The sequence below is a fragment of the Massilia oculi genome (assembly GCF_003143515.1).
Classification (GTDB): Bacteria; Pseudomonadota; Gammaproteobacteria; order Burkholderiales; family Burkholderiaceae_D; genus Telluria; species Telluria oculi.
The window spans coordinates 4,646,239-4,662,440 of record NZ_CP029343.1; the positions used below are offsets into that span (position 1 = coordinate 4,646,239).

14 protein-coding genes are annotated in these 16,202 nt (G+C 64.0%); 13 read left to right on the top strand and 1 reads right to left on the bottom strand.

The window, feature by feature from the left end; genetic code table 11:
* Positions 1-26 precede the first annotated feature (26 nt).
* The 13 genes from DIR46_RS20970 (at position 27) to DIR46_RS21030 (ending at position 13,991) form a co-directional block, all read left to right on the top strand.
* Positions 27-713, top strand: a complete 687-nt coding sequence (locus DIR46_RS20970) for a YfgM family protein (RefSeq protein WP_109346972.1) — start codon at positions 27-29, stop codon at positions 711-713.
* Positions 714-797: 84 nt separating this feature from the next.
* Positions 798-1,952 carry an outer membrane protein assembly factor BamB gene (gene bamB, locus DIR46_RS20975; RefSeq protein ID WP_109346973.1) on the top strand — a complete coding sequence of 385 codons (1,155 nt, stop codon included), beginning with the start codon at positions 798-800 and terminating at the stop codon, positions 1,950-1,952.
* 8 nt (positions 1,953-1,960) lie between these two features.
* Positions 1,961-3,298, top strand: coding sequence for a ribosome biogenesis GTPase Der (gene der, locus DIR46_RS20980; protein ID WP_005666254.1), 1,338 nt, complete (start codon positions 1,961-1,963; stop codon positions 3,296-3,298).
* Between the two features lie 169 nt (positions 3,299-3,467).
* Positions 3,468-3,707, top strand: coding sequence for an RNA chaperone Hfq (gene hfq / locus DIR46_RS20985; RefSeq protein ID WP_005666255.1), 240 nt, complete (start codon positions 3,468-3,470; stop codon positions 3,705-3,707).
* Between the two features lie 32 nt (positions 3,708-3,739).
* Complete coding sequence (gene hflX / locus DIR46_RS20990) at positions 3,740-4,951, top strand: GTPase HflX (protein WP_109348101.1); 1,212 nt, start codon at positions 3,740-3,742, stop codon at positions 4,949-4,951.
* Positions 4,952-4,954: 3 nt separating this feature from the next.
* Positions 4,955-6,241: an FtsH protease activity modulator HflK gene (gene hflK / locus DIR46_RS20995; RefSeq protein WP_109346974.1), complete on the top strand. Its 1,287-nt coding sequence runs from the start codon at positions 4,955-4,957 to the stop codon at positions 6,239-6,241.
* The gene (hflC, locus tag DIR46_RS21000; protein ID WP_109346975.1) at positions 6,241-7,119 is read left to right on the top strand and encodes a protease modulator HflC; all 879 of its coding nucleotides are present in this window, start codon (positions 6,241-6,243) and stop codon (positions 7,117-7,119) included. Before hflK ends, hflC begins: the two co-directional genes overlap by 1 nt.
* Before the next feature lie 253 nt (positions 7,120-7,372).
* On the top strand, positions 7,373-8,527 hold the full coding sequence (locus DIR46_RS21005) for an ATP phosphoribosyltransferase regulatory subunit (protein ID WP_109346976.1): 1,155 nt from the start codon (positions 7,373-7,375) through the stop codon (positions 8,525-8,527).
* Between the two features lie 3 nt (positions 8,528-8,530).
* Complete coding sequence (locus DIR46_RS21010; protein WP_109346977.1) at positions 8,531-9,847, top strand: adenylosuccinate synthase; 1,317 nt, start codon at positions 8,531-8,533, stop codon at positions 9,845-9,847.
* A 24-nt stretch (positions 9,848-9,871) separates the two neighbouring features.
* Complete coding sequence (locus tag DIR46_RS21015; RefSeq protein ID WP_109346978.1) at positions 9,872-10,411, top strand: phosphoribosyltransferase; 540 nt, start codon at positions 9,872-9,874, stop codon at positions 10,409-10,411.
* Positions 10,412-10,535: 124 nt separating this feature from the next.
* On the top strand, positions 10,536-11,132 hold the full coding sequence (locus tag DIR46_RS21020) for a MarC family protein (RefSeq protein WP_109346979.1): 597 nt from the start codon (positions 10,536-10,538) through the stop codon (positions 11,130-11,132).
* Positions 11,133-11,252: 120 nt separating this feature from the next.
* Positions 11,253-11,885 carry a PEP-CTERM sorting domain-containing protein gene (locus DIR46_RS21025; protein WP_162819584.1) on the top strand — a complete coding sequence of 211 codons (633 nt, stop codon included), beginning with the start codon at positions 11,253-11,255 and terminating at the stop codon, positions 11,883-11,885.
* Positions 11,886-12,050: 165 nt separating this feature from the next.
* Complete coding sequence (locus DIR46_RS21030) at positions 12,051-13,991, top strand: hybrid sensor histidine kinase/response regulator (RefSeq protein WP_162819585.1); 1,941 nt, start codon at positions 12,051-12,053, stop codon at positions 13,989-13,991.
* Positions 13,992-14,090: 99 nt separating this feature from the next.
* Here the strand turns inward: DIR46_RS21030 and uvrB are convergent, their stop codons facing one another.
* Positions 14,091-16,199 (bottom strand): excinuclease ABC subunit UvrB, encoded by a 2,109-nt coding sequence (gene uvrB, locus DIR46_RS21035; RefSeq protein WP_109346982.1) that lies wholly within the window; start codon positions 16,197-16,199, stop codon positions 14,091-14,093.
* Positions 16,200-16,202: the final 3 nt, after the last annotated feature.

The window sequence follows — 16,202 nt, forward strand, 5'->3', positions numbered from 1 at the left end:
GAACCACTCACTACAAGAATACGCACATGGCATACGATCACCAGGAACAGGAACAGCTTGATTCCTTCAAGGCGTTCTGGTCGCAGTACGGCAATATCATCATCTGGGTCCTGATTCTCGCGCTCGGCTCCTACGCCGGCTGGAACTACTGGAAAACCCACCAGCGCAACAAGTCGGTCGAGGCGTCGGCGCTGTATGACGAGCTGCAGACCTCGCTGCTGGCGAACGACAATGCCAAGGTGCAGCGCGTCGCGGGCGACATCCGCGCCAAGTACGAATCGTCGGCCTACGCGCCGATGGCGGCCCTGGCCGCGGCCAAGACCGCCTTCGAAGCGAACGACCTCAAGAGCGCCAAGGCGCACCTGCAGTGGGCGGCCGAGCACGGCAACGACGAGTACAAGTCGATCGCCAGCCTGCGCCTGGCAGGCGTGCTGCTGGACGAGAAGGCGTTCGACGAAGCGCTGAAGGTCTTGAACGGCAAGTTCCTGCCGCAGTTCACCTCGGAAGTGAACGACCGCAAGGGCGACGTGCTGGTCGCGCAGAACAAGCTGAACGAAGCGCGCGCGGCCTATGTCGCGGCGATCGCCGCCATGGATCCGAATGCGCCTGGCCGCCAGCTGGTGCAGATCAAGCTGGAAGCGATCGGCGGCACTGTGCCGGCCGACAAGAAATCGGAACAAGAAAAAGCTGCCGAGAAAAAGGCAGCCGCGTAAACCTCCCCCATGAGAGGGCCCGCGCACGCCTGACGGCGGCGCGGGCCTTGCGTCCTCTATAGTCCAGGAACAAGGTAGAACAAAATGCGTATTTGCAGCAAGCTTGTTGGTGTCGGCGTACTGGCCCTGATGACGGGTTGCTCGACCCTCAATTCGCTTAATCCATTCGCGTCGGAAAAGAAGGGCGACCAGCCGGCCAAGCTGGTCGAGCTGAAAGGCAGCATGGCCGTGCGTACCGCATGGAAACTTGATATCGGCAAGGCGCGCGGCTACACCTTCTCGCCCGCGCTGACCGGCAACACCGTGGTCGTGGCCGGCGGCGACGGCGCCATCGCGCGCGTCGAAGCCGAGAGCGGCAAGCAGCTGTGGCGCATCAAGGCCGACACCGAACTGTCGGCCGGCGTCGGCACCGACGGCAACCTGATCGTGGTCGGCGGCGAGAAAGGTCAGCTGCTGGCCTTCGACATGGATGGCAAGAAACTGTGGAACACCCAGCTGTCGAGCGAGATCCTGTCGGCGCCGGTGGTGTCGCAGGGCGTCGTCGTGGCGCGCTCGATCGACAACCGCATCGTCGGCATCGATGCCGCCAACGGCAAGACGAAGTGGACCGTGCAAAAAGTCGCGCCGCCGCTCACCCTGCGCAATGCGCCGGGCATGATCGTGGCCGGCGGCGACGTCATCGTGGCCCAGCCGGGCGGCAAGCTGTCGTCGATGATCCTGGCCACCGGCGCGCCGCGCTGGGACGTCGAAGTGGGCGTCGCGCGCGGCGCCACCGAACTGGAGCGCGTGACCGATATCGGCGGGGCGCCGGTGCTGTTCGAAAACGAGGTGTGCGCCGTGTCCTACCAGGGCCGCGTAGGCTGCTTCGACCTGGTCACCGGTTCGGCCAAGTGGACCCGCGACCTGTCCTCCAGCGCCGGCGTCGCCGTCGACCAGTTGTACGTGTTCGCACCGGACGACAAGGGCGCCCTGCATGCCTTCACCCGCGACACCGGTTCTTCCAGCTGGAAGAACGACAAGCTGGCCTTCCGCCGCCTGTCGACACCGCTGTCGTATGGCCGCGCCGTCGCGGTCGGCGACTTCGAAGGCTATGTGCACTTCCTGTCGCGCGAGGACGGATCTTTCCTGGCGCGCGCAGCGACCGATGGCAGCCCGATCATGGGCACGCCGCTGGTGGCCGGCACGAACCTGATTTTTCAAACACAAAATGGAACTGTGACCGCCATCGCGGTCGAATAGAATAAAACATGAAGCCGGTAATCGCACTCGTAGGTCGTCCCAACGTCGGGAAATCGACCTTATTTAACCGCCTGACCCGTTCGCGTGACGCGCTGGTGGCCGACCTCCCTGGCCTGACGCGCGACCGCCACTATGGCGAAGGCCGGATTGGCGAACGGCCATTCCTGGTCATCGACACGGGCGGTTTCGAGCCGGTCGCCAAAGAAGGCATCATGCATGAAATGGCGCTGCAGACGCGCCAGGCCGTGGCCGAGGCCGACGTGGTTGTGTTCATCGTGGACGGCCGCCAGGGCCTGACCCCGCATGACAAGACGATCACCGACTACCTGCGCAAGAGCGGCCGCAAGGTCATGCTGGTGGTGAACAAGTCGGAAGGCATGAAGTACACCTCGGTCACCGCCGACTTCTATGAACTCGGCATGGGCGACCCCTACGTGATCTCCGCCGCCCACGGCGACGGCGTGCACGACCTGGTCAACGAGGCGCTCGACATCGCCTTCGCCCAGCGCCCGGACGAACCGGAAGAGCTGGAACCGGCCGACCACGGCTTCAAGATCGCCATTGTCGGCCGTCCGAACGTGGGCAAGTCGACCCTGATCAACACCCTGGTCGGCGAGCAGCGCGTGATCGCCTTCGACATGCCGGGCACCACCCGCGATGCGATCGAAGTGCCGTTCGAGCGCGACGGCAAGAAGTACACGCTGATCGACACCGCCGGTATCCGTCGCCGCGGCAAGATTTTCGAAGCCATCGAAAAGTTCTCGGTGGTCAAGACCATGCAGTCGATCTCGGATGCCAACGTCGTCATCCTGCTGCTCGACGCCCAGCAAGACATCTCGGAGCAGGATGCCCACATCGCCGGCTTCATCCTGGAGTCGGGCAGGGCGCTGGTGGTGGCCGTCAACAAGTGGGACGGCCTGCAGACCGACCAGCGCGACCAGGTCAAGAACGACCTCGACCGCAAGCTGGACTTCCTGGGCTTCGCCAAGACCCATTTCGTCTCGGCGCTGCGCGGCACCGGCATCAGCCAGCTGCTCAAGTCGGTGGAATCGGCCTACGCCGCCGCCACCGCCAACCTGTCGACGCCGCGCCTGACGCGCGCGCTGCAAGAGGCGGTCGAGAAGCAGGAGCCGAAGCGCAAGGGCACCTCGCGTCCGAAGATGCGCTATGCCCACCAGGGCGGACAGAATCCGCCGATCATCGTCATCCACGGTAATGCTCTGGAGGGGATCACGGAACCCTATAAGCGCTATCTGGAAAAGCACTTCCGTGACACGTTCAACCTGGTCGGCACCCCCCTGCGAATCGAGCTGCGCAGCGGCAAAAATCCGTTTGCCAAGGACTGATCGACGAGAACGATTAAGCGGCTTTTAACCTTAGCAGTACGACAAAAACCCGCAAAACAGGTTACAGTAGGCTTAGGGCTGCATTCGCTCACGCAGAATATGGCTCTAGCTACTTGAAAACCGGCAAATCGCCTCAAACTTTTAACTACAACAACATTACGGAGCTGTTATGAGCAACAAAGGGCAACTGTTACAAGACCCATTCCTCAACGCCTTGCGCAAGGAACACGTCCCTGTCTCCATCTACCTCGTCAACGGTATCAAGCTCCAGGGTCATATCGAATCCTTCGACCAATACGTCGTCTTGCTTCGCAACACCGTGACTCAGATGGTCTACAAGCATGCCATTTCCACCGTCGTGCCGGCACGTGCCGTCAACCTTAACCTCGACTCCAACGAAGCCGAGTAAGGCCGATGGCTGACGCCCCCGGCACTCCAACCCTGCGCGCAGCGCTGGTCGGCATCGACTTCGGGACTGGCGACTTTGCCGCCAGTCTCGACGAGCTGTCACTGCTTGCGCGCTCCGCCGGCGCCGATCCGATCACCACGATCACGGCGAAGCGCAGCAGCCCGGACCCCGCGCATTTCGTCGGCAGCGGCAAGGCCGACGAAATTGCCCTCGACGCCAAGGCACTTGGCGCCGAGATCGTCATCTTCAATCACGCTCTCTCTCCTGCCCAGCAGCGCAACCTGGAACGTCGCCTCCAGTTGCGCGTGATCGACCGCACCAGCCTGATCCTCGACATCTTCGCCCAGCGCGCCAAGAGCCACGAGGGCAAGCTGCAGGTTGAGCTGGCTCAACTGCAGCACCTGGCCACGCGCCTGATCCGCGGCTGGACCCACCTGGAACGTCAAAAAGGCGGTATCGGCCTGCGCGGTCCGGGTGAAACCCAGCTCGAGACCGACCGCCGCCTGATCGGCGAACGGGTCAAGATGCTGCGCGCGCGCCTGGGCAAACTGCGCAAGCAGCACGAGACCCAGCGCCGCCAGCGCGGCCGCAACAAGACTTTCTCGGTGTCGCTCGTCGGTTATACCAATGCCGGCAAGTCGACCCTGTTCAACACGCTGACGAAAGCCGGCGTGTACGTGGCGAACCAGCTGTTCGCGACCCTCGACACCACCAGCCGCCGCATGTACCTGAACGACGAGGTGGGCAGCGTCGTGATCTCGGACACCGTCGGTTTCGTGCGCGAATTGCCGCACCAGCTGGTGGCGGCCTTCCGCGCCACGCTGGAAGAAACCATCCATGCCGACCTCCTGCTGCACGTGGTCGACAGCGCCTCCCCGACGCGCATGGAACAGGTCGAACAGGTCAATGAAGTCTTGCGCGAGATTGGCGCAGATCATGTTCCGCAAATTTTAGTGTGGAACAAGATCGATGCCGCCGGCCTGGAACCTGGGGTCGAGCGTGATGAGTATGATAAGATCAACCGGGTTTTCATCAGCGCCCACAGTGGCGCCGGTCTGGATCTGCTGCGTTCGGCAATCGCCGAGGCGGCCAGCTCCGCGCCCGGCGCAGGCGGGTACTGCGACCCGGAAAACGAAGAGCAGGACGAAGCCTTCGGGCTCGTTGAGGACGACGCGTCGGTGGACGCGCACCCCGGCGGTCTTGCCGACAATATGCCAACTTCCACCCATGTCAGGCCCAACTAGCCTATGCTTGTTTCTCTACTAAAAAGATTCGGCGTCAAACTGTCGCTGAACGACCCACGCTGGGGACGCAACCCCGAAGACGACCGCAAGGCCCAGGATGGTCGCCGCCCCGGTGACGGTCCTCCCGACCTCGACCAGATGTGGCGCGATTTCAATGCGCGCCTGAATCGCATGTTCGGCGGCCGCGGCAACAATAACGGCGGCGGCGACAATGGCGGCCCGCGCGGCGAAATGCGCGGCGCCGGCATCGGCGCCGGCGTGATCGCCATCATCGTCGGCTTCATCTGGCTCGCCAGCGGCGCTTTCATCGTGCAGGAGGGCCAGGTCGGCGTCGTGACCACTTTTGGTAAATACAGCCACACGACCACGCCGGGTTTCAACTGGCGCTGGCCGTATCCGTTCCAGGCCCACGAGACCGTCAACACCTCGCAGATCCGCACTGCCGAGATCGGCTACCGCGCCAATGTGCGCAACAAGCAGCCGCAAGAGTCCTTGATGCTGACCGATGACGAGAACATCATCGACATCCAGTTCGCGGTGCAGTACACGTTGAAGGACCCAGTCGCCTGGCTGTTCAACAACCGCGACCAGGACGACAGCGTGCGCCAGATCGCCGAGACCGCGATCCGCGAAGTGGTCGGCCGCAACAAGATGGACTTCGTCCTGTACGAAGGCCGCGAGAAGGTCGCCGCCGACGTGCATGCGATGATGCAGGCGATCGGCGACCGCTATGCGCTGGGCGCCCTGATCACCAACGTGACGATGCAGGGCGTGCAGCCGCCGGAGCAGGTGCAGAGCGCCTTCGACGACGCCGTGCGCGCCGGCCAGGACCGCGCCCGCGCCCGCAACGAAGGCGAGGCGTATGCGAACCAGATCATTCCGGCTGCGCGCGGCCAGGCCTTCCGCCTGCAGCAGGACGCCGAAGCGTATCGCTCGATGGTGGTCGAGAACGCGACCGGTAACGCCGCCCGTTTCGACCAGGTGGTGGCCGCCTATGCGCGCGCCCCGGCCGTGACCCGCGACCGCATGTACATCGATACGATGCAGCAGATCTTCACCAGCACCACCAAGGTGATGATCGACTCGCGCGCCAACAACAATATGCTGTACCTGCCGCTCGACAAGCTGATGCAGCAGCAGGCAGCCAACGATGCCCAGATCGGCAGCAAGTCGGGTCCGGTGCAATTGCCGCAGACCGGCCAGCCGGCCGAAGTGACCCAGGCCATGGAAGCGGTGCGCCAGCGAGACGAGCGCAGCCGCGATTCCTCACGTGACAGGGAGACCCGCTGATGAACCGCCTCGTAACTCTTTTCGTCGCGGGCTTCATCGCACTGATGCTGCTGTCGTCCACGATCTTCGTCGTCGACCAGCGCCGCTTCGCGATCGTGTTCGCGCTCGGCCAGGTGAAGGAAGTGATTTCCCAACCGGGCCTGCACTTCAAGCTGCCGCCGCCGTTCCAGAACGTGATCTACCTGGACAAGCGCATCCTGACGCTCGACACGCCTGACGCCGACCGCTTCATCACGGCCGAGAAGAAGAACATCCTGGTGGATGCCTTCATGAAATGGCGTATCGAAGATCCGCGCCTGTACTACGTCAGCTTCGGCGGCGATGAAAGCCGTGCCCGCGACCGCATGTCGCAGATCATCAAGGCTGCCCTGAACGACGAGATCACCAAGCGCACCGTGCGCGAAGTGATTTCCGGCGAGCGCGCCGCGGTGATGGCGGCGGTGCAGGCCAAGGTCGTGGCCGAGGCCAAGGAGATCGGTGTCGGCATCGTCGACGTGCGCCTCAAGCGTGTGGATTACATCGAGCAGATCAACAACTCGGTGTACGAACGCATGCGCGCCGAGCGCGTCCGCGTCGCCAACGAGCTGCGTTCGACCGGCGCCGCCGAGTCCGAGCAGATCCGCGCCGATGCCGACCGCCAGCGCACCGTGATCATCGCCGAAGCCTTCCGCGACGCAGAGAAGGTCAAGGGTGACGGCGACGCGAAAGCATCGGCCATCTACGCCGAAGCCTTCGGCAAGAACCCGGAGTTCGCGCGCTACTACCGCTCGCTCGAAGCCTACCGCGCCAGCTTCAAGGACCGCAGCGACGTGCTGGTGGTGGATCCGAGCTCGGAGTTCTTCAAGTACATGAAGCAGCCGGCGGCGTCGGGTCGTTAAGTCGATCCCCCAGGCATCGCCCAGGACGGGCTCCCGCAAAACGGGAGCCCGTTTTTCATGGGAGTTGCCAGCTTGTATAGGCATCCCGGCCGTGGCAGATTGTTAACCCGGCAAGCCGTCGAACCAGCATTCCATGCCTCACCCGCGCTGTTTTCGGGTAAAATCACCGATTCGGCGTTCGCGCCATGCGCTGGCACGCCCATCGTCGCCCTTGCCGGTCGCAGCTAATTATCCCAACTCCCATCTGTTGCCCATGCCGAACTGGCTATTGCCTGAGAATATTGCCGATGTCTTGCCGTCCGAAGCGCGCAAGATCGAAGAGCTGCGCCGCCTGATGCTCGATAACTTCCGGCTCTACGGTTACGAGCTGGTGATGCCGCCGCTGCTCGAATACACCGAGTCGCTGCTGGCAGGCGCCTTTGACGATACCGACCTCAAGACCTTCAAGGTCGTCGACCCGCTCTCGGGCCGCCTGCTCGGCCTGCGCGCCGACATGACGACCCAGGTGGCGCGCATCGACGCCCACCTGCTGAACCGCGAATCGATCACCCGCCTGTGCTACGCCGGCAGCGTGCTGCATACCCGTCCATCGGGCCTGCACGCCACCCGCGAGCCGGTGCAGATCGGCGCCGAGATCTACGGCCATGCCGGCCTGGAAGCCGACGCCGAGATCCAGGAACTGGCCCTCGGCTCGCTGGCCCTGGCCGGCTTCACCAATGTGCGCCTGGACCTGGCCCACGTCGGCGTGCTGCGCGCGCTGCTGAACGAAGATCCGGCCGCCAAGCGCGACGAGACCCAGATCTATTGCCTGCTGCGCGCCAAGGATGCGCCGGGCCTGGACGAGATCTCGAAGAATTACTATCCGCAGACCCGCCAGGCGCTGCTGGCGCTGCCGCACCTGTACGGCGACGTCGAGGTGCTGGCCAAGGCGCGCGAACAGCTGCCGGCGCTGCCGGGCATTCAGCGCGCGCTGGCCGAGCTGGCGGCGCTGGCTGCCGGCGCGATTGGCCGCGCCGACGTGGCGATCGACCTGGCCGACCTGCGCGGCTACCAGTACGAAAGCGGCGCCATGTTCGCGCTGTACGTGCCGGGCCTGCCGAACGCCGTCGCCCGTGGCGGCCGGTATGATCATGTGGGCGAGGCCTTCGGACGCGCGCGTCCGGCGACCGGCTTCTCGCTCGACCTGCGCGAACTGGCCCGGTTGCTGCCGACGGCCGAACGCAAGCATTCCATCCGCGCGCCGTGGGGCAATGCCCCCGAGCTGAAGGAAAAAATCGCTGACCTGCGCAAGGCAGGCGAAGTCGTGATCCAGAGCATGCCTGGTCACGACAATATTCAGGACGAGTTCGAGTGCGACCGCGTGCTCGTCCTCGAAAACGGAAATTGGATTCTCAAAAACTTAGGTTAAGTGATGTCAAATACTAACGTGGCAAAGAACGTCGTTGTCATCGGCACCCAGTGGGGCGATGAAGGCAAAGGTAAGATCGTCGACTGGCTCACCGACCACGCCGCCGGCGTGGTGCGTTTCCAGGGCGGCCATAACGCTGGTCACACCCTGGTCATCAAGGGCCAGAAGACCGCGCTGCAGCTGATCCCGTCGGGCATCATGCGCGAAGGCGTGGCCTGCTACATCGGCAACGGCGTCGTGGTCTCGGTGCCGGACGTGATGCGCGAGATCGACAAGCTGCAGGCCGCCGGCATCGAAGTGGTGTCGCGCCTGAAGATCTCCGAGGCTTGCCCGATCATCCTGCCGTACCACGTCGCCATCGACAAGGCGCGCGAAGCCAAGCGCGGCGAGAACAAGATCGGCACCACCTGCAAGGGCATCGGCCCGGCCTACGAAGACAAGGTCGCGCGCCGCGCGATCCGTATCGCCGACCTGCTCAACGCCGAGCGTTTCGCCGAGAAGCTCAAGGAAAACCTGGACTACCACAACCACGTGCTGGTCAACTACCTGGGCGGCGAAGCGATCGACTTCCAGCAGACCTACGACGACGCGATGGCCCTCGTGCCGCGCCTGCGTCCGATGGTCGCCGACGTCTCGTCGCTGCTGTACGCGGCCCACAAGCAGGGCGGCAAGCTGCTGTTCGAAGGCGCGCAGGGTTCGCTGCTCGACGTCGACCACGGCACCTATCCGTTCGTCACCTCGTCGAACTGCGTGGCGGGCAATGCCGCCGCCGGCGCCGGCGTCGGCCCGAACATGCTGCACTACATCCTGGGCATCACCAAGGCCTATACCACCCGCGTCGGTTCGGGCCCGTTCCCGGCCGAACTGTCGACCGAAGAAGGCGTGGGCGAGCACCTGTCGCGCGTCGGCCATGAATTCGGCACCGTGACCGGCCGCGCCCGTCGTTGCGGCTGGTTCGACGCCGCGCTGCTGCGCCGCTCGGTCCAGATCAACGGCGTGTCGGGCATGTGCCTGACCAAGCTGGACGTGCTGGACGGCATCGAGTCGCTCAAACTCTGCACCGGTTACAAAATCGACGGCCGCGCGGTCGACATCTTCCCGGTCGGCGCCGAAGACGCCGCCCGCTGCGAGCCGGTGTACGAAGAAATGCCGGGCTGGCTTGACTCGACCGTCGGCGCCAAGTCGATGGAAGAGCTGCCGGCCAACGCCCGCGCCTACATCAAGCGCATCGAAGAACTGGTGGGCGTGCCGATCGACATGGTGTCGACTGGCCCGGACCGTGAAGAAACCATCGTCCTGCGTCACCCGTTCGCAGCATAAACCAAGAAGAATCTGGAGTAGAAGATGAATACCCCCGTATCGACCGACAAGGACCTGTGGGTCTCCTGGGATGAATACCACCGCCTGATCGAGCGCCTGGCGCTGCAGGTCTATGAATCGGGCTGGAAGTTCGACCAGGTGCTGTGCCTGGCGCGTGGCGGCGTGCGTCCCGGCGACGTGTTCTCGCGCATCTTCGACGTGCCGCTGGCGATCCTGTCGACCAGCTCGTACCGCGAAGAAGCCGGCACCAAGCAGGGCGACCTGGACATCTCGAAGTACATGACCATGACCAAGGGCCCGCTGTCCGGCCGCGTGCTGCTGGTCGACGACCTGGCCGATTCGGGCGTCACCCTGCGCAAGGTCAGCGAGCACCTGACCGAGAACTACAAGGACGTCACCGAAGTGAAGTCGGCCGTTATCTGGGTCAAGGGCACGTCGTCGATCCGTCCTGATTACTACCTGGACGACCTGCCGCACAATCCGTGGATCCACCAGCCGTTCGAAGAGTACGACGGTCTGCGTCCGCATCAGCTGGCGGCGTGGCTGAAGAAATTCGAGAAGTAATCCGATCGGCACGATCGACGCAAGACAGGGGAGGGTGAAAACCTTTCCCTGTTTTTTTATTGGTCTTCCATGAACTGATAATATTGCGTCACCAAAACTTTTGGCATCCCAACAATAACAAGCCATGACCCAAAGCTTCTTCCAGACCTTCATCCTGCTCATCCTCGTCACCGACCCCTTTGGTAACGTCCCCCTGTTCGCCGCCGCCATGAAAGACACGCCGCTCGAGCGCCGCAACAAGATCGTGATCCGCGAGTGCGGCATCGCCTTCCTGCTGCTGCTGGTGTTCATGTTCTTCGGCAAGCACTTCCTCGAGGCGCTGCACCTGAGCCCCGTCGCGCTGCGCATCGGCGGCGCCGTGATCCTGCTGATGATCGCGATCCGCATGATCTTCCCGCACCCTGACGGCGTGCTGGGCAAGAGCGAAGGCGGCGAGCCCTTCATCGTGCCGCTGGCGATTCCCGCGCTGGCCGGCCCGTCGGCCCTGGCCACCGTGCTGCTGTTCTCGTCGACCAGCTTCACCGACACGATGGTGCACGTCGCCGCGCTGGCTGCCGTGGGCGTGGTCTGGCTGGCGGTGTTCCTGAGCGCCGAGAAGCTGCAGCAAAAACTCGGCCCGCAAGTCATGACCGCCTTCGAGCGCCTGATGGGCCTGATCCTGACGGCGATGTCGATCGAAATGCTGCTGGGCGGTATCCGGGAATTCGTGCAGAGCCTGTAAGCAGGCGGCGGGTAACAGGCGCCCGCCACCGCATTGACTCCGGTCAGATGGCCTTCCTTGACTTCGACCTCGCGAAAATCAATCATCGTTAACTTCCCGATGTGCTCAGAGGAGGTCTCGATGAATTCCGTAATGCGTGTCGCCGCGGCAATCCTGCTGTTGGTCGCACTCGCCGTGCCGGCAAGCGCCAATATCGTCCGCGACGGCAGCTTTGAACTGAACGATGGCACCTGGGAGCTCACCGATGGCTGGTTTCTGGGAGACGCCGGCCGCGGTGCGCACAGCGGCGTCAACTCGCTCAGTACCGGCTGCTTCGGGCCCGGGTTCTCCTGCTTCGCCAGCCAGGTCCTGCCGACGACGATCGGCCAGCGCTACGATCTGAGCTTCTGGCTGTACGCGGACGGCGTGATCGGCCCGGATGGCTTTCCGATATTTCAGTTTGATAATGGAATACAGGTGATGTTCGGAGACGCGCTGGCCACGGCCATCTACAACTTCCCGACCACGAACACGTCCACCGATATCACGACGGGCGGCCCGTCCACGCAGATCATCGTTCGCAACCTGTTGGCCACATCGGCGTCGACCATCCTGCAATTGTCCGGCTACCATGATCCTTCGGGGATCTTCTTCGACGACGTCGCGGTCGAGTTGGCGGTCAGCCAGATCCCGGAGCCCGGAACCTTGTCGCTGATCGGCATGGCGGTCGGCTGCCTGGGCCTGAGCAGGTGGCGGCGCGCACGCCCATCCTGAGCGGCAAGCGGCCTGTTCCAGGCAGCCGTGCGGGAGTCGCCGGACAAATCTGGCACACTACCATTGCGTAGACTGTACGCGACTCCCGGCACATGCATGAAACAGGAACCCGCGTCTCCGACCGAATGGCTGCCCTTCCTCAGCGGAGGAGGGATGATGGGGGTCATGATGCGCGCTCACGACTGGTCGGCCTCGCCGCTGGGACATCCGCGCACCTGGCCGCAGGCGCTGCGCACGACGGTCGGCCTGATGCTCAACTCGAAGTTTCCGATGTTCGTCGCCTGGGGTGGCGAGCTCGGCTTCCTGTACAACGACTCCTATATATCGATCCTGGGCGACAAGCATCCGGGTGCGCTCGGCAAGCGCTTCCATGATGTCTGGGCCGAGATCTGGCATGACATCCACCCGCTGATCGTGCGCGCGCTCAGGGGCGAGGCCAGCTACATGGACCGCCTGCCGTTGCGCATGCGCCGCCATGGCTATGACGAAGACACCTGGTTCCGCTTTTCCTACTCTCCGGTGCGCGACGAGGACGGCACCGTGGCCGGCATGTTCTGCGCCTGCCTCGAGATGACGGGCGAGGTGATGGCGCAGCGCTACCGCGAGGAAGAGAACGCGCGCCTGGTAACATTGTTCGAGCAGGCGCCCGGCATCATCGCCGTGCTGCGCGGCCCGGAACACGTGTTCGAGCTCACCAACCGTTCCTACCTGCAGCTGGTCGGTCACCGCGCGCTGGTCGGCAAGGCCGCGCGCGACGCGCTGCCCGAGGTGCAGGGGCAGGGCTTCTTCGAGCTGCTCGACCACGTGTACCAGACCGGCCAGCCATTCGTCGGCCACGCGGTGCCGCTGCGTGTGCAGCGCGACCCGAACGCGCTGCTGGAAGAGCGCTTCATCGATTTCGTCTACCAGCCCATCCACGACCAGCACGGCAAGGTCTCGGGCATCTTCATGGAAGGCAGCGACGTCACGGCGCGCAAGCGCATCGAGGACGAGCTGCGCGCCGCCAACCGCCAGAAGGACCAGTTCCTGGCGATGCTGGCGCATGAGCTGCGCAACCCGCTGGCGCCGATCACGACGGCGGCCCAGCTGCTGCAGCGCGGCCAGATGGACGCGCCGGGCATCCAGCGCGCCAGCGACATCATCGCGCGCCAGGCCCAGCACATGACGTCCCTTGTCAACGACCTGCTGGACGTCTCGCGCGTCACGCGCGGCCTGGTGACCATCACGAAGGACGCGCTGGATGTGCGCGAGGTCGTGCATGAGGCGGTGGAGCAGGTGCGTCCCCTGATCGATGCGCGGCGCCATGAATTGCATTGCGAGATCGCATCCGGCACGCTGCGCGTGGAGGGCGACCGCACGCGCCTGATCCAGGTCGTCTCGAATATCCTCAATAACGCCGCCAAGTACACGGCGCCGGGCGGATGCATCGTGCTCAGCGCGCGCATCGAGTCGGGTTCTGTGCGGGTGGCGGTGCGCGACAACGGGCAGGGCCTCGATCCGCCGATCCTGCCCTACATCTTCGACCTGTTCATCCAGGCCGAGCGCACGCCGGACCGTTCACAGGGCGGCCTTGGGCTCGGCCTGGCGCTGGTCAAGAGCCTGGCCGTGCTGCACGGAGGGCGGGTCGAGGCGCACAGCGACGGGCTTGGCAAGGGCAGTGAGTTCGTGGTCTATTTGCCATGCCTGGCCGAGGCGCCCGAAGCGAGCATGCCGCAGCTCGACATGCAGTCGCGTGGCACGAGCGGGTTGAAGGTGCTGGTGGTCGATGATAACGTCGACGCGGCCCAGATGCTGGCGACGCTGCTGGAGATGAACGGGTATGAGGTCGCCATCGAATACGACGGCCAGGGCGCGCTGGCGAGCGCGGTGCGGGCGCCGCCGGACGTGGCCCTGCTCGATATCGGCTTGCCCGACATCGATGGCCACGAACTGGCGCGCCGGCTGCGCGCGATGCCAGAGACCACGCAGGCAATGCTGGTGGCGCTGACTGGTTACGGACAGGCCGAAGACCGGCAGCGTGCGCACAATGCCGGATTCGATCATCACATGGCCAAGCCGGCGGATCTGGCGAAACTGCTGGAATTGCTGGCGGGAGTGGCGGTGTAAGGCGTCCGCACCGTGGGAAGCTGCTGCTGCCCGCAGCCTGAAACCGTCGTTCCCGCCTGCGCGGAAACGACGTGCGAACGTTGCGAACTGGTGGGGGCCTTATTTGCCCAGCATCGACACCACATTGTCCGCCCCCGGCGCCCCGAACGCCTGCTGCTTGAGCACATGCAGCTGGTCGCGCACCTGCGCCGCCTTCTCGAACTCGAGGTTCTTGGCATGATCGACCATGAGCTTCTCGAGGCGCTTGATCTCCTTGCTGATCTGCTTCTCGCTCATCGACTCGACCTTGGCCGTCGCCGCATCCTCGTGCACGCCCTCGACCATGGCTTTCTGCGCGGCGCTGCTGTACACGCCGTCGATCATTTCCTTGATCTTCTTCTGCACACCCTTCGGCGTGATGCCATTGGCCTCGTTGAAGGCGATCTGCTTGGCGCGGCGCCGTTCGGTTTCGTCGATCGCGCGCCGCATCGAATCGGTGATCTGGTCGCCGTACAGGATCGCCACGCCGTTGAGGTTACGCGCCGCGCGACCGATGGTCTGGATCAGCGAACGTTCGGAACGCAGGAAGCCCTCCTTATCCGCATCGAGCACCGCCACCAGCGACACCTCGGGCAAGTCCAGGCCCTCGCGCAGCAGGTTGATCCCAACCAGCACGTCGAAGGTGCCCAGGCGCAGATCGCGCAGGATTTCCACGCGCTCGACCGTGTCGATATCGCTGTGCAGGTAGCGCACCTTGATGCCGTGGTCGCCCAGGTACTCGGTGAGCTGCTCGGCCATGCGCTTGGTCAGCGTGGTGACCAGCACGCGCTCGTCCTTGGCGATGCGGTCGTTGATCTCGCTCATCAGGTCGTCGACCTGCGACAGGGCGGGGCGCACGATGATCTGCGGGTCGACCAGGCCGGTGGGGCGCACCACCTGCTCGACCACGTTGTCGGCGCGCTGCTGCTCGTATTCGGCCGGCGTTGCCGAAACGAAGATCGTCTGGCGCGCCTTGCCCTCGAACTCCTGGAATTTCAGGGGCCGGTTGTCGAGCGCCGACGGCAGGCGGAAACCATAGTCGACCAGGTTGGTCTTGCGCGAACGGTCGCCGTTGTACATCGCGTTGAGCTGGCCGATCATCACGTGCGACTCGTCCATGAACATCAGCGCGTCTTTCGGCAGATAGTCGATCAGCGTCGGCGGCGGCTCGCCCGGCATCGCGCCGGACAGGTGGCGCGAGTAGTTCTCGATGCCCTTGGTAAAACCGATCTCGGCCAGCATCTCGAGGTCGAAGCGGGTGCGCTGTTCGAGGCGCTGCTCTTCGATGAGTTTATTTTGCTGGCGGAATTCCTCGAGGCGATCGCGCAGCTCGGCCTTGATCGACTCGACCGCGCGCAGCACGGTGGAACGCGGGGTAACGTAGTGCGAGCCCGGATACACGGTGAAGCGCGGAATCTTCTGGCGCACGCGGCCCGTCAGCGGATCGAACAGTTGCAGCGATTCGATCTCGTCGTCGAACATCTCGACGCGGATCGCCAGCTCTGCGTGCTCGGCCGGGAAGATGTCGATGGTGTCGCCGCGCACGCGGAACGATCCGCGCGAGAAATCCATCTCGTTGCGGGTGTACTGCATCTGGATCAGGCGCGCGATGATGTCGCGCTGCGCCACTTTATCCTTGTGGCGCAGGGTAAGGATCATCTTGTGGTATTCGTTCGGATTACCGATACCGTAGATCGCCGACACGGTGGCCACGATGACGACGTCGCGACGTTCCATCAGCGACTTGGTGCACGACAGGCGCATCTGCTCGATGTGCTCGTTGATCGACGAGTCCTTTTCGATGAACAGGTCGCGCTGCGGCACATAGGCTTCGGGCTGGTAGTAATCGTAGTACGAGACGAAATACTCGACCGCGTTCTGCGGGAAGAATTCGCGGAACTCCGAATACAGCTGGGCCGCCAGCGTCTTGTTGGGTGCGAACACGATCGCCGGACGGCCGGCGCGCGCGATCACGTTGGCCATCGTGTAGGTCTTGCCCGAACCCGTCACGCCGAGCAGCGTCTGGTACGACAGGCCATCGTTGATGCCTTCGATCAGGCCCTCGATCGCGGTCGGCTGGTCGCCGGCCGGCGGGAAGGGCTGGTGCAGCTTGAACGGTGAATCCGGGAAGGTGAGGACGGTGGGCTCAGTTGTAGATTCGGGAGAAGTTGCGATGGATAAATCAGCCATACT